Annotated in this window: 15 protein-coding genes and 1 riboswitch; of the genes, 12 read left to right on the top strand and 3 right to left on the bottom strand. The window is 59.8% G+C overall.

Translation table 11 applies throughout. The features are described 5' to 3' along the window. Positions 1 to 40 precede the first annotated feature (40 nt). From leuA to leuD, 4 genes are read left to right on the top strand one after another with little or no spacing between them, the layout of a single operon-like run. Entirely contained in the window at positions 41 to 1603 is a 1563-nt protein-coding gene (gene leuA, locus OXR61_RS08185) for a 2-isopropylmalate synthase (protein ID WP_021507571.1), read from the top strand. Positions 1604 to 1605: 2 nt separating this feature from the next. Further along, positions 1606 to 2697 (top strand): 3-isopropylmalate dehydrogenase, encoded by a 1092-nt coding sequence (leuB, locus tag OXR61_RS08180; protein WP_021507572.1) that lies wholly within the window; start codon positions 1606 to 1608, stop codon positions 2695 to 2697. Between the two features lie 4 nt (positions 2698 to 2701). Beyond that, positions 2702 to 4108: a 3-isopropylmalate dehydratase large subunit gene (leuC, locus tag OXR61_RS08175; protein WP_058759634.1), complete on the top strand. Its 1407-nt coding sequence runs from the start codon at positions 2702 to 2704 to the stop codon at positions 4106 to 4108. A 3-nt stretch (positions 4109 to 4111) separates the two neighbouring features. Further along, positions 4112 to 4717, top strand: coding sequence for a 3-isopropylmalate dehydratase small subunit (gene leuD / locus OXR61_RS08170; RefSeq protein WP_021507574.1), 606 nt, complete (start codon positions 4112 to 4114; stop codon positions 4715 to 4717). A 204-nt stretch (positions 4718 to 4921) separates the two neighbouring features. On the opposite strand, the gene OXR61_RS08165 is transcribed toward leuD, so the two are convergent. Then, positions 4922 to 6103: an MFS transporter gene (locus tag OXR61_RS08165; protein ID WP_021507575.1), complete on the bottom strand. Its 1182-nt coding sequence runs from the start codon at positions 6101 to 6103 to the stop codon at positions 4922 to 4924. Positions 6104 to 6357: 254 nt separating this feature from the next. Here OXR61_RS08165 and sgrR point away from each other — a divergent pair, with 254 nt between their 5' ends. The 4 genes from sgrR to thiQ all read left to right on the top strand — a co-directional run bounded on the left by sgrR (position 6358) and on the right by thiQ (position 11487). Then, positions 6358 to 8019 (top strand): HTH-type transcriptional regulator SgrR, encoded by a 1662-nt coding sequence (sgrR, locus tag OXR61_RS08160; RefSeq protein WP_021507576.1) that lies wholly within the window; start codon positions 6358 to 6360, stop codon positions 8017 to 8019. A 70-nt stretch (positions 8020 to 8089) separates the two neighbouring features. Continuing rightward, a riboswitch (TPP riboswitch) is annotated at positions 8090 to 8183 on the top strand. A 46-nt stretch (positions 8184 to 8229) separates the two neighbouring features. Then, entirely contained in the window at positions 8230 to 9216 is a 987-nt protein-coding gene (gene thiB, locus OXR61_RS08155; RefSeq protein ID WP_021507577.1) for a thiamine ABC transporter substrate binding subunit, read from the top strand. Further along, positions 9192 to 10802, top strand: coding sequence for a thiamine/thiamine pyrophosphate ABC transporter permease ThiP (thiP, locus tag OXR61_RS08150; RefSeq protein ID WP_021507578.1), 1611 nt, complete (start codon positions 9192 to 9194; stop codon positions 10800 to 10802). Before thiB ends, thiP begins: the two co-directional genes overlap by 25 nt. Continuing rightward, on the top strand, positions 10786 to 11487 hold the full coding sequence (gene thiQ, locus OXR61_RS08145) for a thiamine ABC transporter ATP-binding protein ThiQ (RefSeq protein ID WP_021507579.1): 702 nt from the start codon (positions 10786 to 10788) through the stop codon (positions 11485 to 11487). The genes thiP and thiQ overlap by 17 nt, the downstream gene beginning before the upstream one ends. On the opposite strand, the gene OXR61_RS08140 is transcribed toward thiQ, so the two are convergent. After that, positions 11484 to 12248 carry a DedA family protein gene (locus tag OXR61_RS08140; protein WP_021507580.1) on the bottom strand — a complete coding sequence of 255 codons (765 nt, stop codon included), beginning with the start codon at positions 12246 to 12248 and terminating at the stop codon, positions 11484 to 11486. The genes thiQ and OXR61_RS08140 overlap by 4 nt on opposite strands. A gap of 169 nt (positions 12249 to 12417) precedes the next feature. On the opposite strand from OXR61_RS08140, the gene polB reads away from it, so the two are divergent. From polB to rluA, 3 genes are all read left to right on the top strand, one after another. After that, the gene (gene polB / locus OXR61_RS08135) at positions 12418 to 14778 is read left to right on the top strand and encodes a DNA polymerase II (RefSeq protein WP_021507581.1); all 2361 of its coding nucleotides are present in this window, start codon (positions 12418 to 12420) and stop codon (positions 14776 to 14778) included. A gap of 151 nt (positions 14779 to 14929) precedes the next feature. Beyond that, entirely contained in the window at positions 14930 to 17836 is a 2907-nt protein-coding gene (gene rapA, locus OXR61_RS08130; protein ID WP_021507582.1) for an RNA polymerase-associated protein RapA, read from the top strand. 21 nt (positions 17837 to 17857) lie between these two features. Further along, positions 17858 to 18517 (top strand): bifunctional tRNA pseudouridine(32) synthase/23S rRNA pseudouridine(746) synthase RluA, encoded by a 660-nt coding sequence (gene rluA / locus OXR61_RS08125; protein ID WP_021507583.1) that lies wholly within the window; start codon positions 17858 to 17860, stop codon positions 18515 to 18517. A gap of 14 nt (positions 18518 to 18531) precedes the next feature. Here rluA and djlA read toward each other — a convergent pair whose 3' ends face one another. Beyond that, positions 18532 to 19344 carry a co-chaperone DjlA gene (gene djlA / locus OXR61_RS08120; RefSeq protein WP_021312869.1) on the bottom strand — a complete coding sequence of 271 codons (813 nt, stop codon included), beginning with the start codon at positions 19342 to 19344 and terminating at the stop codon, positions 18532 to 18534. A 182-nt stretch (positions 19345 to 19526) separates the two neighbouring features. Between djlA and lptD the strand changes: the two genes are divergently transcribed. Next, positions 19527 to 21899 (top strand): LPS assembly protein LptD, encoded by a 2373-nt coding sequence (lptD, locus tag OXR61_RS08115; RefSeq protein WP_230857095.1) that lies wholly within the window; start codon positions 19527 to 19529, stop codon positions 21897 to 21899. The last annotated feature ends 30 nt before the right edge of the window (positions 21900 to 21929 follow it).

The raw sequence follows: 21929 nt of genomic DNA, 5'->3' as shown, positions 1-21929 counted from the left end.
CTCGTAGCACCGGCGAAGTCAATGCAAAAGGAAGATGACCATGAGCCAGCAAGTAATAATTTTCGATACCACTCTGCGCGACGGCGAACAGGCATTACAGGCCAGCCTGAGTGTTAAAGAAAAACTGCAGATCGCCCTGGCGCTGGAAAGGATGGGCGTGGATGTAATGGAAGTCGGTTTTCCGGTCTCTTCGCCGGGTGATTTCGAATCCGTGCAGACCATTGCCCGGACCATCAAAAACAGCCGCGTGTGTGGTCTGGCGCGCTGTGTCGAGAAAGATATCGACGCGGCTTACGAATCGCTGCGCGTGGCCGACGCCTTCCGTATTCACACCTTTATCGCCACTTCGCCGATGCACATCGCCACTAAACTGCGCAGCACGCTGCCGGAAGTGATTGAACGCGCGGTGCACATGATTAAGCGGGCGCGCAACTATACTGATGACGTTGAGTTCTCCTGCGAAGACGGTGGCCGTACGCCGATTGACGACCTGTGCCGCATGGTAGAAGCCGCAATCAACGCCGGCGCCACCACCATCAATATTCCGGACACCGTGGGCTATACCCTGCCGGGCGAGTACGCCAACATTATTGGTCAGCTGGTGCAGCGCGTACCCAACATCGACAAAGCGATTCTGTCGGTGCACACCCATGACGATCTGGGCATGGCGACCGGTAACGCCATTGCGGCAGTGCTGGCCGGTGCGCGTCAGGTCGAAGGCACGCTGAACGGCCTGGGCGAGCGCGCCGGTAACTGTGCGCTGGAAGAGGTGATCATGGCGATTAAAACCCGTCAGCAGATCATGAACGTGCACACCAATATCAATCATCAGGAAATCTACCGCACCAGCCAGATTGTCAGCCAGATCTGCAACATGCCGATCCCGGCCAATAAAGCGGTGGTCGGTTCCAACGCCTTCGCCCACTCCTCCGGCATTCATCAGGATGGCGTGCTGAAGAACCGCGAAAACTACGAAATCCTGACGCCAGAATCGATTGGCCTGCACAAAATTCAGCTGAACCTGACCTCCCGCTCCGGCCGTGCCGCCGTGAAGCACCGTATGGAAGAGATGGGTTACAAAGAGTCCGATTACAACCTGGATACGCTGTACGACGCCTTCCTCAAGCTGGCGGACAAAAAAGGTCAGGTGTTCGATTACGACCTGGAAGCGCTGGCCTTCATTAATAAGCAGAATGAAGAGCCGGAGTACTTCCAGCTGAACGAATTCAACGTGCAGACCGGCTCCAGCGTCACCGCGACGGCGTCGGTGCAGCTGGGCTGCGGCGAAGAGGCCAAAGCCGACGCCGCCACCGGCAACGGTCCGGTTGATGCCGTCTACCAGGCTATTAACCGTATCACCGGCTTCGATGCTGAGCTGGTGAACTACAAGCTGACCGCGAAAGGCCACGGCGAAAACGCGCTGGGTCAGGTCGATATCGTGGTCAACTACAACGGGCGTAAATTCCACGGCGTGGGCCTGGCGACCGATATCGTCGAATCCTCGGCGAAAGCGATGGTGAATGCCCTGAACAACATCTGGCGGGCAAAGCAGGTCGAAAAAGAATTGCAGCGTAAATTTAAAGATCAGAAGGAAACGGTGTAACTATGACTCAGTCTTATCATATTGCGGTAATGCCAGGCGACGGAATCGGTCCGGAAGTGATGGCGCAGGCCATGAAAGTTCTCGACGCGATTCGCGCGCGCTTCGATATGCGCATCACCACCAGCGAATATGATGTCGGCGGTATCGCCATCGATCGTCACGGTGAACCTTTACCCCCCGCCACCGTGGCCGGTGCTGAGCAGGCTGATGCCATTCTGTTCGGCTCGGTCGGCGGTCCAAAATGGGAACACCTGCCGCCGGCTGGCCAGCCTGAGCGCGGTGCGCTGCTGCCGCTGCGTAAACACTTCAAACTGTTCAGCAACCTGCGCCCGGCGGCGCTGTACAAAGGTCTGGAAGCATTTTGCCCGCTGCGCAGCGACATCGCCGCCCGCGGCTTCGACATCCTGTGCGTGCGTGAGCTGACCGGCGGCATCTATTTCGGCCAGCCGAAAGGCCGCGAAGGCAGCGGCGCGCATGAACGCGCTTTTGATACCGAGGTCTATCACCGTTTTGAAATCGAACGTATTGCCCGCAACGCCTTTGAAGCCGCGCGCAAGCGTCGTAATAAAGTGACTTCCGTTGATAAAGCTAACGTGCTGGCGACCTCGGTGATGTGGCGTGAAATCGTCAACGAAGTGGCAAAAGATTATCCGGATGTGCAGCTGAGCCATATGTACATCGACAACGCCACCATGCAGCTGATTAAGGATCCGTCGCAGTTTGACGTTTTACTCTGCTCGAATCTGTTTGGTGACATTCTGTCGGACGAGTGCGCGATGATCACCGGCTCGATGGGTATGCTGCCTTCGGCCAGCCTGAATGAAGAGGGATTCGGCCTGTTCGAACCGGCGGGCGGTTCCGCACCGGATATCGCCGGCCAGAACATCGCTAACCCGATTGCGCAGATTCTGTCGCTGGCGATGCTGCTGCGTTTCAGCCTGAACGCTGACGCCGCTGCGGATAGTATTGAGCGCGCGGTAAGCCGTGCGCTGGAAGCGGGCCATCGCACCCGTGATTTGGCCGGTGACGGCCCTGCCGTGAGTACCGATGAAATGGGCAGCATCATTGCCGGTTACATCAGCGAGGAAAAATAACAAAATGAAAAGCTTATACCAGAAGTTATTTGATGCACATGTCGTTCACGAAGCGCCAGACGAAACGCCGTTACTGTATATCGATCGTCACCTGATTCACGAAGTCACCTCGCCGCAGGCGTTTGACGGTCTGCGTGCGCACGGCCGCAAAGTGCGCCAGCCGTCGAAGACCTTTGCCACCATGGATCACAACGTTTCCACCCAGACCAAAGACATCAACGCCTCGGGTGAAATGGCGCGTATCCAGATGCAGGAGCTGATGAAGAACTGTGCTGAGTTCGGCATTCAGCTGTATGACCTGAACCACCCGTTCCAGGGCATTGTGCACGTGATCGGTCCCGAGCAGGGCATGACGCTGCCGGGCATGACCATCGTTTGCGGCGACTCGCACACCGCAACGCACGGCGCCTTCGGTTCCCTGGCGTTCGGTATCGGCACCTCCGAAGTGGAGCACGTGTTCGCCACCCAGACCCTGAAACAGGGCCGGGCGAAAACCATGAAGATTGAAGTGCTGGGCGAAGCTGCGCCGGGCATCACCGCCAAAGACATCGTACTGGCGATCATCGGTAAAACCGGCAGCGCCGGCGGCACCGGTCACGTGGTTGAATTCTGTGGCCCGGCGATTGAAGCGCTGAGCATGGAAGGCCGCATGACGCTGTGCAACATGGCGATTGAGATGGGCGCCAAAGCGGGACTGGTGGCACCGGATGACACCACGTTTGCCTATCTGAAAGACAAGCAGTTTGCGCCGAAGGGCGAGCAGTGGGAACAGGCTGTGGCTTACTGGCGCACCCTGAAGTCCGACAGCGACGCGCAGTTTGACGCCGTCGTGACGCTGAATGCTGCCGATATCGCGCCGCAGGTCACCTGGGGCACCAATCCGGGCCAGGTGATGGCCGTGGATCAGGCCATCCCGAATCCTGCCTCGTTTGCCGATCCGGTTGAACGTGCTTCCGCCGAGAAAGCGCTGGCCTATATGGATCTGCAGCCGGGCATCAAACTGACTGAGGTAGCGATCGATAAAGTGTTTATCGGTTCCTGCACCAACTCACGTATCGAAGATCTGCGCGCGGCTGCCGCGATCGCCAAAGGCCGCAAAGTGGCGCCGGGCGTGGTTGCGATGGTGGTGCCGGGTTCCGGTCCGGTGAAAGCGCAGGCTGAAGCCGAAGGCCTGGACAAAATCTTCCTCGAAGCCGGTTTTGAATGGCGTCTGCCGGGCTGTTCGATGTGCCTGGCGATGAACAACGACCGTCTGAATCCGGGCGAGCGCTGTGCCTCAACCAGTAACCGTAACTTTGAAGGTCGCCAGGGTCGCGGCGGTCGCACCCATCTGGTGAGCCCGGCGATGGCTGCTGCGGCGGCGGTAACCGGTCGTTTTGCCGACATTCGTGAATTGACTCAGGGAGCTTAAGCCATGGCGAACAAATTTACCCAACACACCGGGATTGTGGCCCCGCTGGATGCCGCAAACGTCGACACCGATGCCATCATCCCGAAGCAGTTTTTGCAGAAAGTGACGCGCACCGGCTTTGGCGCGCACCTGTTCCACGACTGGCGTTTTGATGATGACGCCGGCACCCAGCCTACCGCCAGCTTCGTGCTGAATAAGCCGGAGTTCAAAGGCACCAGCATCCTGCTGGCGCGCGAGAACTTTGGCTGCGGCTCCTCGCGTGAACATGCGCCGTGGGCGCTGACCGACTTCGGTTTTCACGTGGTGATTGCGCCGAGTTTCGCCGACATCTTCTACGGTAACAGCTTTAACAACCAGCTGCTGCCGGTGAAGCTGAGCGAAGAGCAGGTCGATGAAATGTTTAAACTGGTGGCCGCGCAGCCGGGCATCCGCTTCACCGTGGATCTCGAAGCGCAGACCGTCACCGCCGGCGACAAGGTTTACCACTTTGAAATCGACAGCTTCCGCCGTCACTGCATGATCAACGGCCTCGACAGCATTGGCCTGACGCTGCAACATGAAGCGTCCATCGCCAGCTACGAATCCAGCCAGCCAGCGTTTCTGCGTTAAGGTTTACCCGGTGCGCAGCAAGGCGCACCCTACAGCAAACGCGTCAGTAATTTGGTCGCCATTGATGGCGACCAGAGATGCTTAAATGCACAATGCCCTGTAGGGTCGCCATTTATGGCGACCAAAAATGTGCAAAACATGCCCGAAATGCGCAATGCCCTGCTGGGTCGCCATTTATGGCGACCTTCAATCTCCACACCGCCCTCACCGCGCATCCCGTACCCGCGCCGCCAGCACCAGCGCCACCACCGCCATCACTAACGCCAGCCAGTACACCGACTCATGACCAAAGCGCTCACTCAGTATCCCCTGGATCAGGCCGGCGATAATCAACCCGGTTGAAATCGAGGTGGTGAACATGGTGGTCGCCGCACCGGCGCGCCCCGGCATCAAATCCTGAAACCACAGCATGCCAATACCGGCGATGATGCCGATAAACGCGGCATTAAACAGCTGCAGCACCATCAGCGCGGTTTGAGAACGGAATAGCACCAGCCCGAGATAAAATACAATCGCCGCCACCAGCGCCAGCAGCATCAGCTTGCGCTTGCCGTAGCGCTTCGCGTAATGGCCGGCCAGCAGCATGATCGGGATCTCCAGCCCGGCGGCGGTGCCCATCAGCAGACCCGCCAGCTTCTCCGGCAGGCCAAGGGTTGCGCTGATATACAGGGGCATATCAATGATATACATGGTATTACACGCCCACATCACCACCGAGGCGATAAACAGCAGCCGCACCTGGCTGTCTTTCCATGGGCTGAGCTGCATCAGCACCTGCTCCGGCGTGGCGGCGATGCGCGGCACCGAGGGCAGCGTGCGCCAGATCAGCAGCATACTCAGCAGAAAAATCACCGCCGCCACGCAGAACAGCGTGACGAAGCCGTAGTTAAGCGCCAGCGCGAACGACAGCGGCGGCCCAATCACCCACGCCAGCGACAGCTGCGCGCGCATCACCGAACTAAACATCACTACTTCACGCGCCGACTGATCGGCATATTCCCGCGCCAGCGCGAAGATCTGCGGAATCGCCACGCTGGCCAGCGCCGACAGCAGCACGCCGAGGGTGATGAGCGTCAGATAGTGACGGTTAAAGGCAAACAGTAGCGCGTTGGCCACCGCCATCAGGCAGCAAAACAGGATCAGATGACGGCGATCGCCACGGTTATCCGAACGCTTCGCCATCAGCAGGCTGATCACGATCCCGGCGACGGCGTTGATGGTAAAGAACAGGCCGACCCAGAACGGCCGCACCTGCACCTCACGCGTCAAAAACAGGCTGAGCGTCGGCGCCTGTAACGCCCCCGCCACGCCGACCATAAATGACACCGCCATAAAGGAGAGGTAAACCGGATTCAGGCGGCGCGGCCGCGGTAACAGCGATTTCATGCAGAAATCCCTTTGAGGAAAAAGACCGGGAAAAAAACAGCGTAGAAGATTCCACAGCAAAACGAAAAAAGCCAGCAGAGAAAAACTCCGCTGGCGGTGAAATTGCACCCTACTCAGAAAAGGTTCCACGTCGGCGGAACCGCTGGCAGAGCGCCATTCATTGCTGAATGCCTCCCGCTCTTCCATTGCCCGCCAGTATGCCTCTAATATGGGGCAGGAAAAACTGAGCGAAGTCGAGAAGGAGTTCCCCTTTTATGTCCTCTGCGCGTCTGCAACAGCAGTTCATTCGCCTGTGGCAACACTGTCAGGGCCAGGATCAGGAAACCACGCTGAGCGAGCTGGCCGAACTGCTGCACTGCTCACGCCGCCACATGCGTAACCTGCTGAACGCCATGCAGGCGGCGGGCTGGCTGATCTGGCAGGCTGAAGCCGGTCGCGGTAAACGCTCGCTGCTGAGCTTCTGCTACACCGGACTGGCGCTACAGCAGCAGCGCGCCGAAGACCTGCTGGAGCAGGATCGCATCGACCAGCTGGTGCAGCTGGTGGGCGATAAAAACCAGGTGCGACAGATGATTGCCGCGCACCTTGGCCGCAGCTTTCGCCAGGGCAAGCATATATTGCGCGTGCTCTACTACCGGCCCTTGCCTAACCTGCTGCCCGGCTCACCGCTGCGCCGTTCAGAAACCCATCTGGCGCGACAGATATTCAGCGGCCTGACGCGTATAAATGAGGAAAAGGGGGAAATCGCCGCCGACATCGCCCATCACTGGCAGCAAACCTCTCCGCTGCACTGGCGCTTCTTCCTGCGGCCGGCAATCCGCTTTCATCATGGCCGCGAGCTGGAGATGGAGGATGTCATCGCCTCGCTGGACCGGGTGCGCAGCCAGCCGCTGTTTTCGCACATCGACCAGTTGCACTCGCCGGCACCGTGGACGCTGGATATCCATCTCAGCCAGCCGGACTGCTGGCTGCCGTGGCTGCTGGCCAGCGTCAGCGCCATGATTCTGCCGCGTGAATGGCCGACACTGCGCCACTTCGCCCGTCAGCCCATTGGCACCGGTCCGTACAGCGTGGTGCGCAATCAGCAAACCCAGCTGAAAATCGCCGCGTTTGATGACTACTTCGGCTACCGCGCGCTGATTGATGATGTCTCGATCTGGGTGCTGCCGGAGATCAGCGATGAGCTGGTCTACGCCGGTGTAAAACTGGAAGGCGAAAACGACGACGAAAAATCGGAAGAGAGTCGCCTCGAAGAGGGCTGCTATTTTCTGCTGTTCGATCAGCGCTCTGAACGCGGGCGCGATGCCGGTTTCCGCCGCTGGGTGAGCGATCTGCTTAACCCTATCGCGCTGCTCAATCATGCCGGCGTCGGCTATCAGCGCTACTGGTTCCCGGCTTATGGCCTGCTGCCGCGCTGGCACCATCGGCGCGATATCACCCCAGCCCACAAGCCCGACGGCGTGACCCAGTTGACGCTCAGCTGGTACAGCCACCACGTCGAACACGAGGGCATCGCCAATGCGCTGCGACCGTTGCTGGCGCAGCAGGGCGTCGAGCTGATTACCCGCGAAGTGAGCTACGAAAGCTGGTTCGACGGCGCGGGCGAGAGTGACATCTGGCTGGGCAGCGTCAACTTTACCCTGCCGCTCGACTACGCCCTGTTCGCTCAGCTCTACGAGCTACCGCTGATGCATCACTGTATCCCGCTGGACTGGCAGGCCGACGCCGCGCGCTGGCGTGAGAAAGCGCTGCCGCTGGCGGAGTGGAGCAAACAGCTGGTAAACAGCGACTATCTGCATCCGCTGTTTCATCACTGGCTGCTGCTGGAGGGCCAGCGCAGCATGCGTGGCGTGCGGCTGAACACGCTCGGCTGGTTTAACTTCAAGTCCGCCTGGTTCGCCCCGCCGGAGCTGTAAAAAGGGCAGCATCAGACAACACGACCGGCAGGTGAACCTTTCGCGTTGTCCTGTAAATGTCTAGAATATGTCGTTCTCAACGGGGTGCCGGTTAACTGGCTGAGAGAGACCCGTCGAACCTGATCCGGCTCGTACCGGCGTAGGGATTTGAGATGCTCCGCCCTCAGATCCTTTGCGACGCAACCTTACCTTCTCCTTAAGGAACGCAAAGTGTTAAATAAAGTTCTGCCCCTGTTGCTGCTGATCGCTGCGCCGGCTCTGGCGGCCAAACCCGTCCTCACCGTGTATACCTACGACTCGTTCGCCGCCGACTGGGGCCCCGGTCCGGCAGTGAAAAAAGCCTTTGAGGCCCGGTGCGGCTGTGAGCTGAACTATGTGGCGCTGGAGGATGGCGTATCGCTGCTTAATCGCCTGCGTATGGAAGGAAAGAACAGCAAGGCCGACGTGGTGCTGGGGCTGGACAATAACCTGATTCAGGCGGCGGAAAAAACCGGCCTGTTCAGCAAAAGTACAGTGGATACCCGCGGGCTACAACTGCCGGACGGCTGGCACAATGACACTTTTATCCCGTTTGATTACGGCTACTTCGCGTTCGTTTACGACAAGAACAAGCTAAAGAATCCGCCGCACAGCCTGAAGGAGCTGGTCGAAAGCCCGGAAAAATGGCGGGTGATTTATGAAGACCCGCGCACCAGCACGCCGGGGCTCGGTCTGCTGCTGTGGATGCAGAAAGTGTACGGCGATGAAGCGCCGGCTGCCTGGCAGAAGCTGGCCAGCAAAACCGTGACCGTCACCAAAGGCTGGAGCGAAGCTTATGGTCTGTTCCTCAAAGGCGAAAGCGATCTGGTGCTGAGCTACACCACCTCGCCGGCTTACCACATCATTGAAGAGAAAAAGGATAACTACGCCGCCGCGCCGTTCAGCGAAGGCCACTATCTGCAGGTAGAAGTGGGCGCGCAGCTCGCCAGCAGCAAACAGCCGCAGCTGGCGCAGCAATTCATGCAGTTTATGGTGTCGCCAGCGTTTCAGAGCACCATTCCCACCGGCAACTGGATGTATCCGGTGATCAAAAGCGATTTACCCGCCGGTTATCAGGCGTTGCCGGTGCCTGCTAATGCGCTGCAATACACCCCGACAGAGGTGGCTGACCATCGCGCGGCGTGGATTAGCGCGTGGCAGCGCGCCGTCAGCCGCTGATGCCCGGCTGGCTGCTGCCCGGAGCGCTTAGCGCACTGCTATTGTGTGCGGTCGCGCTGCTGGCGCTCGGTGCCCTGCTGCTTGCCGCGCCGGCCACTGACTGGCGCGCGCTGCTCAGCGATAGCTATCTGCACCATGTGCTGGCGTTCTCCTTTGAACAGGCGCTGCTGTCAGCGCTGCTTTCGGTGCTGCCAGCCATTCTGCTGGCCCGCGCGCTCTATCGCCGCCGTTTTACCGGCCGCACCCTGCTGCTGCGCCTGTGCGCCATGACGCTGGTGCTGCCGGTGCTGGTCGCCGTATTCGGTCTGCTGAGCGTCTATGGGCGCAGCGGCTGGCTGGCGCAGCTGTGTGCCACAGTCGGTATCGATTATCACTTCTCGCCCTATGGCCTGCAGGGTATTTTGCTGGCGCACGTGTTCTTTAATCTGCCGCTGGCGACGCGCATGCTGCTGCAGGCGCTGGAGAGCATTCCTGGCGAGCAGCGCCAGCTGGCGGCGCAGCTCGGTCTGCGCGGCTGGTCGCTGTTTCGCCTGCTGGAGTGGCCGTGGCTGCGCCGTCCGCTGCTGCCAACGGCGGCGCTGATCTTTATGCTGTGCTTCGCCAGTTTTGCCACCGTGCTGGCACTGGGCGGCGGTCCGCAGGCTACCACGCTGGAGCTGGCCATTTATCAGGCGCTTAGCTTTGATTACGATCCCGGCCGCGCCGCGCTGCTGGCACTGTTGCAGCTCGGCTGCTGTCTGCTGCTGGTGCTGCTTAGCCAGCGCTTCAGTAAAGCGATTCCGGCCGGTAGCCAGACGGTGCGCGGCTGGCGCGATCCGCAGGATTCCTGGCGCGCACGCGTCGCGGATACGCTGCTGATTACGCTGGCGCTGCTGTTACTGCTGCCACCGCTGGCGGCGGTGCTGGTCGACGGCTTACGCGGCGGCATTGCCGGCGCGCTGCAACAGCCCGCGCTGTGGCAGGCCACGTGGACGTCGCTGCGCATCGCACTCGGTGCCGGTGTGCTGTGCGTGCTGCTGACCATGATGCTGCTGTGGAGCAGTCGCGAACTGCGCCAGCGTCAGCAGCGCTTCGCCGCGCAGGCCATGGAACTCAGCGGAATGCTGATTCTGGCAATGCCGGGCATCGTGCTGGCGAGCGGGTTCTTTCTGCTGTTCAACGCCACCGTTGGCCTGCCGCAGCGTGCCGATGCGCTGGTGATCTTCACCAACGCGCTGATCGCCATCCCCTACGCCATGAAAGTGCTGGAAAATCCGATGCGCGATCTCAACGCGCGCTACGCTCAGCTGTGCGCCTCGCTGGGCATCAGTGGGTTTACTCGCCTGCGGCTGATTGAACTGCGGGCGCTGAAACGTCCGCTGGCACAGGCGCTGGCATTTGCCTGCGTGCTGTCGATTGGGGATTTCGGCGTGGTGGCGCTGTTCGGCAGCGCCGATTTCCGCACCCTGCCGTTTTATCTGTTCCAGCAGATTGGCGCCTATCGCGGTGCCGATGGCGCGGTGACCGCGCTGCTACTGCTGCTGTTATGCCTGCTGCTGTTTACGCTGATGGAAAAATTACCGGGTCGCCATGCTGACACTGAATAACCTTACTTATCTCTACCAGCATCTGCCGATGCGCTTCAGCTTTAGCGCACAGGCTGGTGAACGTCTCGCCATTCTCGGCCCGAGCGGCGCGGGCAAAAGTACCCTGCTGAGCCTGCTCGGCGGCTTTCTGCCGGTGAGTCAGGGCAGCCTGCTGATCGATGGCGTCGACCACACCCGCAGCGTGCCTTCCGCGCGACCGGTATCGATGCTGTTTCAGGAGAACAATCTGTTTCCGCACCTGACGGTGCAGCAAAATCTGGGGCTGGGCCTGCATCCCGGCCTGAAGCTGACGCGCGAACAGCAGCAGCAGGTACAGCAGATTGCGGAGCAAACCGGGCTGGAATCGATGCTGACGCGTCTGCCCGGCCAGCTCTCCGGCGGTCAGCGCCAGCGCGTGGCGCTGGCGCGCTGCCTGCTGCGCAATCAGCCGGTCCTGCTGCTGGATGAACCGTTTTCGGCACTCGATCCGGCGCTGCGCAGCGAGATGCTGCAGCTGGTGCGCGCGGTGTGCGAGGCGCGCACTATCACGCTGCTGATGGTGTCGCACAGTCTGGAAGATGCGCAGCAGATTGCGTCACGCAGCCTGGTGATTGTTGACGGTCGGGTGTACTGGGATGGCAGCACCGCCAGCCTGCTGCGCGGTGAAAGCCCGGCGGCCGCCATCCTTGGCGTATCACCGCGTTAAGCGAAGAACACCTTCCACAGCAGCTGCAGGAAAATTGGCATCATCGGGTGGAACAACAGCGCAATAAAGGCACCCACGCCGATGAGCGCCATCAGCGGAGCCAGCCAGCGCAGGCGCGCCAGTGGCAGATAAGGCGTAGCCCAGTCGACGCTTTTGCCGCTGCGCCACCAGCGCCACAGCAGCCAGCCGCCGATCCACAGCAGCAGCGCCACCGCCAGCAGCAGCCATTTGAAGCTGTCGCCCTGCGCCGCCTGCGGCACGTCGATCGCCACGCCCGCCAGAATGCCCGGCATCAGGTAGGCCGGCGGCCACAGGATGCAGCCGATAATGTTCGGCGGCAGGAATTTACGCACCGGCAGCTCCAGCATGCCGGCCGCCAGCGGAATCAGTGGACGCGTCGGTCCGACAAAGCGCCCCACGAGGATGGTAAACATGCTGTGCTGATGCAGCGCGTGCTCGGTTTTATCCAGCAGCCCTTTGTATTTTTGCAGGTATTTCCAGCGGTGCAGCGGTCCCTGGAATTTCCAGCCAATGCCGTACGACACCCAGTCGCCAATCAGACAGCCGGCCAGCCCGGCGGCCCACGCCGGATAGAGCCCGATTTGTCCGCTGCCCACCAGCGCGCCGAGGCTGGCCATCAAGACCGTTCCCGGCAGCAGCAGGCCGACAAACGCCAGCGACTCAAGAAAGGTCACCAGCGCCACGGCAATCAGCGCGTACTCCAGCGATTGCGTAAACAGGTGTTGGATCCAGGCTTCCATAACTATCCTCTGCGGAATATAGAGGCTGGATTGTCCTGAGACAGCCCCACAGCGTCAAGCAATTCCCCGCGCTGCCGCACGCCCGCGCCGCGCGGACGACGGCACCACCGGCAGTACACTGTATAAACATCCATGATATACTGAAATGAATTCATTCTCCGGAGTTAACGTGACCGAACCGCGCGCAGGATTTTTGCTGACTCGCCACTGGCGGGATACCCCGACCGGCAGCGAGGTGGTGCTGTGGCTGGCCACCGACCAGGGCCCGCAGCGCCTGGTCCTGCCTGTGCAGGAGTCAGTGGCGTTTATTCCCCGGGAGTTCCAGGCGCAAACCGAAGCGCTGATTCGTGACGAGCGCCATACGCGCCTGCAACCGCTGAATCTGAAAGATTTCCGGCGCCGACCGGTGCTGGGACTCTATTGCCGCAGCCACCGGCAGTTGCAAAGCATCGAAAAACGCCTGCGTGAAAACGGCATTGCGGTGTATGAAGCAGATATCCGCCCGCCGGAACGCTACCTGATGGAGCGCTTTATCACGGCACCGGTGTGGTTCAGCGGCGAGCCGCGTGGCGACAGCCTCGTCAACGCGCGCCTCAAGCCGCATCCCGATTACCGTCCGCAACTGAAATGGGTGTCGCTCGACATCGAAACCACCGAGCACGGCGAGCTGTACTGTATCGGGCTGGAGGGCTGCGGCCAGCGCCAGGTGTATATGCTCGGCCCGCCGAACGGTGATGCCAGCCAGCTGGATTTTGAACTGATTTACCTCGACAGCCGGCCACAGCTGCTGGAGCAGCTTAACGCCTGGTTCGCCCGTCACGATCCCGATGTCATCATCGGCTGGAACGTGGTGCAGTTTGACCTGCGCGTGCTGCAAAAACATGCCGACCGCTACGGTATTCCGCTGCGTCTTGGCCGTCAGCAGCAGCCGCTGGAGTGGCGCGAGCACGGCTTTAAGCCCGGCGTGTTCTTCGCTCAGGCCAGCGGCCGGCTGGTGATTGACGGTATCGAGGCGCTGAAATCGGCGTTCTGGGACTTCGCCTCATTCAGCCTGGAAGCGGTGTCGCGCGAGCTGCTGGGCGAAGGCAAAGCCATCAACAATCCGTGGCAGCGCATGGAAGAGATCAACTGGCGCTTTGCCCACGACAAACCGGCGCTGGCCACCTACAACCTGAAGGATTGCGAGCTGGTTACGCGTATTTTCCAGCACACCGCCATCATGCCGTTTTTGCTGGAGCGCGCCACCGTCAATGGCCTGGCAGTGGATCGCCACGGCGGATCGGTGGCGGCGTTCAGCCACCTGTATATTCCGCGAATGCACCGCGCCGGCTTTGTCGCGCCCAATCTCGGCGAAGTGGCACCGGAAGCCAGCCCTGGCGGCTACGTGATGGATTCGCGCCCCGGACTGTATGATTCGGTGCTGGTGCTGGATTATAAAAGCCTCTATCCGTCGATCATCCGCACCTTTCTGATCGATCCGGTCGGGCTGGTCGAAGGCCTGGCGCATCCGGATGACGCCGATTCGGTTCCCGGTTTTCGCCACGCGCGCTTTTCGCGCCGCACCCACTGTTTACCGGCGATTGTCGGGCAGATCTGGCAGGGGCGCGAGGCCGCCAAACGTGACGGCAACCAGCCGCTGTCGCAGGCGCTGAAGATCATCATGAACGCTTTTTATGGCGTACTTGGCACCAGCGCCTGTCGCTTTTTCGATCCGCGCCTCGCCTCGTCGATCACCCTGCGCGGTCACGCCATCATGCAGCAAACGCGTGAGCTGATTGAAGCCGAAGGTTTTGACGTGATTTACGGTGACACCGATTCTACTTTTGTCTGGCTGAAAAGCGCCCACAGCGAAGCCGATGCCGCCGCGATCGGCCAGCGGCTGGCCGGGCACGTGAATCGCTGGTGGCAACAGCATCTGCAGCAGACTTACGGTCTCGACAGCGCGCTGGAGCTGGAGTACGAAACCCATTTCAGCCGCTTCCTGATGCCAACCATTCGCGGCGCCGAACAGGGCAGTAAAAAGCGCTACGCCGGACTGATTCGCCGCGACGGTGACGAGCGGCTGGTGTTTAAGGGGCTGGAATCGGTGCGCACCGACTGGACGCCGCTGGCGCAGCAGTTCCAGCAGACGCTGTATGGCCGCATCTTCCGCGGTGAACCCTGGCAGGATTACATTCGCGACACCGTAGCACAGCTGCTGGCCGGCGAACTGGACGAGCTGCTGGTGTATAAAAAGCGCCTGCGCCGGCCGCTGAAAGATTACGAACGCAACGTGCCGCCCCACGTGCGTGCCGCGCGCCTCGCCGATGAACATAACCGTAAACTGCAGCGTCCGCTGCAGTATCAGAACGGCGGATCGATCCGCTACGTCATGGCCACCGCCGGGCCGGAGCCGCTGGAAGCGCGCAGCACGCCGCTGGATTACGATCACTACGTCAGCAAGCAGCTGCAGCCGATCGCCGAAGGGATTTTACCGTTTGTCGGTGATGACTTTGCTACACTGATCACCGGGCAACTGGGGCTTTTTTGACAGGTGACGAATGCCCTGCCATCCAGTACCATAGCGCCCTTCCTGATTCTCACCGCGTGCACCAGCTGACCAGATAACTGTCTGGCGGTGGGGTATTGTCTGAGAGCAGGCGAACGTCTTTCTATCTTTTAGAGAATCGAGCAAAAAATATATGGTTTTTACACTGGGTCAACGCTGGATTAGTGATACGGAAAGTGAGCTGGGACTGGGGACAGTCGTGGCGCTGGATACGCGCATGGTCACACTGATGTTTCCCGCCACCGGCGAAAACCGCCTCTATGCCCGTAATGATTCTCCGGTCACCCGCGTGATTTTTAATCCGGGTGATACCGTCACCAGCCACGAAGGCTGGCAGATGCAGGTTGATGAAGTCCGCAACGAAAACGATTTAGTGACTTACATCGGCACGCGTCTTGATACCGACGAAAGCAACGTGGTGCTGCGCGAAGTGATGCTCGACAGCAAACTGGTGTTCAGCAAGCCACAGGATCGCCTGTTTGCCGGCCAGCTGGATCGCATGGATCGCTTCGCCCTGCGCTTCCGCGCACGCAAATACCAGAGCGAACAGTATCGCCTGCCGATTAGCGGCCTGCGCGGTATGCGCACCAACCTGATTCCGCACCAGCTGCACATCGCACATGACGTCGGTCGCCGTCATGCGCCGCGCGTGCTGCTGGCCGATGAAGTCGGCCTCGGTAAAACCATTGAAGCCGGGATGATTATCCAGCAGCAGCTGCTGGCCGGACGCGCCGAGCGCGTGCTGATCGTGGTGCCGGAAACCCTGCAGCACCAGTGGCTGGTGGAGATGCTGCGCCGCTTCAACCTGCGCTTTGCCCTGTTCGACGACGATCGCTACACCGAAGCGCAGCACGACAGCGACAACCCGTTTGATACCGAGCAGCTGATTATCTGCTCGCTGGATTTTGTCCGCCGCAACAAACAGCGGCTGGAGCTGCTGGCCGAAGCTGACTGGGATCTGCTGGTGGTCGACGAAGCGCACCATCTGGCGTGGAGCGAAGCCGCGCCGAGCCGCGAATATCAGGTTATCGAACAGCTGGCGGAAAAGACCGCCGGCGTGCTGCTGCTGACCGCGACGCCGGAACAGCTCGGCATGGAGAGCCACTTTGCCCGTCTGCGCCTGCTGGACCCGAATCGTTTCCACGATTTCGCGCAGTTTGTGGCCGAGCAGCAGCACTACCGCCCGGTGGCAGACGCCGTCAGTACGCTGCTGGCCGATCACGCCATTAGCAAAGACGAGATGAACCTGATCAACGATCTGGTCGGTGAGCAGGATATTGAGCCGCTGCTGCAGGTGGCGAACAGCGATCGCGACGGCAAACACGACGCGCGTAAAGAGCTGATTTCGATGCTGATGGATCGCCACGGCACCAGCCGCGTGCTGTTCCGTAACACGCGTAACGGTGTGAAGGGCTTCCCGAAACGCGAACTGCATCAGATTCGCCTGCCGCTGCCGGCGCAGTATCAGACGGCGATTAAAGTCTCCGGCATTATGGCGGCGCGCAAAACGGCGGAAGAGCGCGCGCGCGACATGCTGTATCCGGAGCAGATTTATCAGGAATTTGAAGGCGACAGCGGCACCTGGTGGAACTTCGACCCGCGCGTTGAGTGGCTGATGGGCTACCTCACCAGCAACCGTAAAGAGAAAGTGCTGGTGATTTGCGCCAAAGCCGCCACTGCGCTGCAGCTGGAGCAGGTGCTGCGCGAGCGCGAAGGCATCCGCGCCGCGGTGTTCCATGAAGGACTATCGATTATCGAACGCGACCGCGCGGCCGCCTTCTTCGCTTCGCAGGAAGATGGCGCCCAGGTGCTGCTGTGTTCGGAAATCGGCTCGGAAGGGCGTAACTTCCAGTTCGCCAGCCGGCTGGTGATGTTCGATTTACCGTTTAACCCGGATCTGCTCGAGCAGCGTATCGGCCGTCTCGATCGTATCGGCCAGCTGCATGACATCCAGATTCTGGTGCCGTGGCTGGAGAAAACCGCCCAGGCAGTGCTGCTGCGCTGGTACCACGAAGGGCTGGACGCGTTTGAGCACACCTGCCCGACCGGCCGCACCATCTACGACAGCGCCTACCCGCAGTTGATTGAGTATCTGGCCGCGCCGGACAACCCGCAGGGGCTGGACGACTTTATCGCCCAGAGCCGCAAACAGCATGACACCCTGAAGGCGCAACTGGAGCAGGGGCGCGACCGTCTGCTGGAGCTGAACTCGAACGGCGGCGAAGCCGCGCAGGCGCTGGCTGATGCCATCGGCGAGCAGGATAACGACACCGAGCTGGTGAACTTTGCGCTCAACCTGTTTGATATCGTCGGTATCAACCAGGAAGATCGCAGCGATAACCTGATCGTCCTGACGCCTTCTGACCACATGCTGGTGCCGGATTTCCCCGGCCTGCCGGAAGATGGCTGCACCGTAACCTTTAACCGTAACCAGGCGCTGTCACGCGAAGATACCCAGTTCATTACCTGGGAACATCCGCTGATTCGCAACGGCCTCGACCTGATTCTCTCCGGCGACACCGGCAGCTGTGCGCTGTCGCTGCTGAAGAACAAGGCGCTGCCGGTGGGCACGCTGCTGGTAGAGATGATCTATGTGGTCGAAGCACAGGCGCCGAAGCACCTGCAGCTTACCCGCTTCCTGCCGCCCACGCCGGTCCGCCTGCTGATGGATCGCGCCGGAAATAACCTCGCCGGCAAGGTGGAATTCGAAAGCTTTAACCGTCAGCTCAACGCAGTCAATCGCCATACCGGCAGCAAGCTGGTGAACGCGGTGCAGCAGGATGTGCATCCCATCCTGACGCAGGCGGAAAAAGTCATCGTGCCGGAAGCGCAGGCGCTGATTGCGGCGGCCAAAGCCGAAGCCGATGAGAAGCTGAGCGCCGAGCTCTCGCGCCTTGAAGCGCTGAAAGCGGTCAACCCCAACATCCGTGATGATGAGGTTGATGCGCTGGAGAGCAACCGCGAGCAGGTGCTGGCCAGCCTCGGTGAAGCCGGCTGGCGGCTGGATGCGCTGCGTCTGATCGTTGTGACACACCAATAATCGCTGAGGCCGCGCCCAATCATGCTGATGGAACCCTACAATCCGCCGCTCGACCCCTGGCTGCATATTCTGTATCAGGACGAGCACATCATGGTGGTTAACAAGCCGAGCGGTTTGCTGTCGGTGCCTGGCCGCCTTGAGGAGCACAAGGACAGCGTGATGACGCGCATCCAGCGTGATTTTCCGCAGGCGGAGTCGGTGCACCGGCTCGATATGGCCACCAGCGGTGTGATTGTGGTGGCGCTGACCAAGGCGGCTGAGCGCGAGCTGAAGCGGCAGTTTCGCGAGCGCGAGCCCGCGAAGCAGTATGTGGCGCGCGTCTGGGGACATCCGGCAGCGGAACAGGGCATGATCGATCTGCCGCTGATTTGCGACTGGCCTAACCGGCCGAAGCAGATGGTGAGTGTGGAGCTGGGTAAGCCGGCGCAGACGGAGTATCAGGTGCTGGCGTATGACGCCGATAACAGCGCGCGGGTGCAGCTGAAGCCGATCACCGGCCGTTCACACCAGCTGCGCGTGCATCTGCTGGCGCTGGGGCATCCGATTCTCGGCGATCGCTTCTATGCCCATCCCGAGGCGTTAGCCATGGCGCCACGCCTGCAGCTGCACGCCGAATCGCTAACCATTACCCATCCGGCGTTTGGCAACAGCATGACGTTTCGCCAGCCGGCTGATTTTTAAGGGGCCGCCGCCCCTTATTTAAAGCCCTTCTCTTTGCGAATCAGGTCGTACGCGGCCTGAATTTCCTGCGCTTTCTGCTTCGCCATCTCCATCATCTCCGGCGGCAGACCTTTCGCCACCAGCTTATCCGGATGGTGCTCGGCCATCAGCTTGCGGTAGGCGCGCTTAATGGTGGTGCTGTCGTCGCTGCTTTTCACCCCCAGCACGCTGCAGGCATCTTCCAGCGTCGGGCCACGTTTCGCCTGCTGATAAGCGCCGCCGCCGTACGACGAACCGCCACCAAACTGCTGACCGCCCTCCATCATGCGCAGGAACTGATCGAACTGCGCGCGGGAAATCCCCAGCTCTTCCGCGATGACGTACAGCACCTGACGCTCGTTGGGATGCAGCGAACCATCAGCAAACGCCGCCTGGATTTGAATTTCCAGAAACATCCGAATCAGGTCGAAACGGCCAAAGCAGGCGCTGCGCAGCTCGCGCAGTTTGTTACGTAACGGATATTCGCTCTGTTTACCTTCACGAAACGCACGCTGCGCCGCGGTACGTGCCTCGCCATGCAGCTGCATACGATCCATAAATAAAGAGGCAATCTGGATATCCGCTTCGGTGACGCGCCCTTTCGACTTGGTCAGATGGCCCATCACCTGGAACGTGGTGCTGAAGAACAGCGTCTGACGCGCCTGATTGTTGGCGAAGTAGCCCTGTCCTTTTACGCTGCGCACTTTGTCAAACAGATGACCAATGATCAGACCCAGTACGATGCCCCAAAAGCCTGCTCCGGAAAGTAAGCCAAGAGCCAGACCAATAACTTTTCCCCAGTAGCGCATAAACTCCTCAATTCGCCATGCTTGCGGCTGAAAATTGCATTATCATACCTGTCATTTATCTCCGCGCCTAACGGCAACGCAGGCAGAGCAGGATTAACACTGGCGCAACGCCGGGCGGTACGTTAGTCTCTGTCCGGATTGTCGGCATGATGCCAGTTTTCATGGAATTATCGAAACCGCGTATGAAAAAACGTATACCTACCCTGCTGGCTACCATGATTGGTGCAGCGCTTTATAGTCAGCATGCACTGGCCGACGATCTGATGTCGCAGTGTATGCTGGGCGTGCCGAGCTACAACCGTCCGCTGGTCAGTGGCGACGCGAATTCGCTGCCGGTAACCATCAACTCTGACTCAGCAAAAGGGAACTATCCGAACGACGCGGTGTTCACCGGTAATGTTGATGTGCAGCAGGGGAACAGCCGTCTGGTTGCCGACGAGATGCAGCTGCATCAGCGTCAGCAGGACGGACAAACGACGCCGGTGCGTACCGTCGATGCGCTGGGTAATGTGCACTATGACGACAACCAGGTCATCCTGAAAGGTCCGAAAGCCTGGTCCAATCTGAACACCAAAGACACCAACGTGTGGAACGGTAATTATCAGATGGTCGGCCGTCAGGGTCGCGGTGATGCTGACCAGATGAAACTGCGCGGTAATAACCGCTATACCATTCTGGAAAACGGCAGCTTTACCTCCTGTCTGCCGGGTTCCAACAGCTGGAGCGTGGTCGGTTCGGAAGTGATTCAGGACCGTGAAGAAGAAGTGGCGGAGATCTGGAATGCGCGCTTCAAGCTCGGCAACGTGCCGGTGTTTTACAGCCCATATCTGCAACTGCCGATTGGCGACCGCCGCCGCTCCGGCTTCCTGATCCCCAACGCGAAATACGGCAGCAACAACGGCTTCGAATTCATGCTGCCGTACTACTGGAACATCGCGCCTCAGGCCGATGCCACCATTACGCCGCACTACATGAGCAAGCGCGGTCTGCAGTTGCAGAACGAGTTCCGCTACCTGACGCAGTTTGGTGCCGGCCTGTTAGAGCTGGACTATCTGCCGTCTGACAACCAGTACAACAAAGATAAAGCCGCGCGACCATCGGTGCAGAACGACAGCAACGATGACCGCTGGCTGTTCTACTGGCGTCACTCCGGCGTCTACGATCAGCACTGGCGCTTCAACGCCGACTACACCAAAGTCAGCGATCCTTATTACTTCAACGATCTTGATTCGAAGTACTACAGCTCGACTGACGGCTACGCCACGCAGAAATTCAGCGTAGGCTACGCTGACACCAACTGGGATGCGACGCTGTCCAGCAAAGACTTCCAGGTGTTTGGTAATACCAGCAGCCAGAACGTGTATCGGGCGATGCCGCAGCTGGATGTCAATCTGTACCAGAACGATATCGGGCCGTTTGACGGTCGCATCTATGCGCAGGCGGTGAAGTTCACTAACGTCAGTAACCGAATGCCGGAAGCGACGCGTTTGCACATCGAGCCAACGCTCAACCTGCCGCTGTCCAACGGCTGGGCCAGTCTGGATACTGAGGCAAAGCTGCTGGCAACGCATTACCAGCAGGATAACGTTAACTACTACAACGAAAATATCGATACCACCCGCACCAATCAGCTGAAAGAGTCGGTCAACCGCACCCTGCCGCAGTTCAAGGTAGATGGTCGCCTGGTATTTGACCGCAATATGGACTGGGCCGAAGGCTACACCCAGACGCTGGAACCGCGCGTGCAGTACCTGTATATCCCGTACCGCAACCAGAGCAACATCTATCCGTACGACTCCACGCTGCTGCAGACCGACTACACCGGCCTGTTCCGCGATCGCACCTACAGCGGCCTCGATCGTATCGCTTCGTCTAACGAAGTGGCGACCGGCGTGACCACGCGTATTTATGATAACGATCTGGTTGAACGTTTTAACGTTTCCGTGGGTCAAATCTACTCGTTTACCCCGTCTCGTACCGGCGTAAACCAGACGAATAAAGAAGATGATACCGGTAGCCTGGTGTGGGCGGGTGATACTTACTGGAAAGTCAGCGATCGCTGGGGCGTGCGCGGTGGCTTGCAATACGATACGCGGCTGGACAACGTTTCCCAGGGCAATGCCATTGTGGAATACCGTCGTGATGCCGACCGTATGGTGCAGCTGAGCTACCGCTACAGCAGCCCGGAGTATGTGGCGCAGGCGTTGAATAACCCCAGCTATGTCACTAACCCGATCTACAAAAACGGTATCTCGCAGGTGGGCGCCACGGCCAGCTGGCCGATTGCCGATGCCTGGTCGCTGGTGGGGGGTTACTACTATGACACCCGTAACAGCCGTCCGGCCGAGCAGCTAGTCGGTCTGCAGTACAGCTCCTGCTGCTACGCCATTCGTCTGGGTTACGAACGCAAGATCAACGGTTGGGAAAACAACGACAGCAAGTATGACAACCAAATCTCATTCAACATTGAGCTGCGTGGTCTGAGTTCTAACTATGGCTTAGGCACCAATGAAATGCTGCGTCAGGGCATCATCCCTTATCAGCGCGCTTTCTGATGTTGTGATATTTGACAGGCTATCCCGCAG

It is taken from the genome of Pantoea sp. GM_Pan_4 (assembly GCF_026541005.1).
GTDB classification, from domain to species: Bacteria; Pseudomonadota; Gammaproteobacteria; order Enterobacterales; family Enterobacteriaceae; genus Pantoea; species Pantoea dispersa.
The sequence above is the reverse complement of the archived record's forward strand: the minus strand, read 5'-3'. Positions and strand labels throughout refer to the sequence as shown.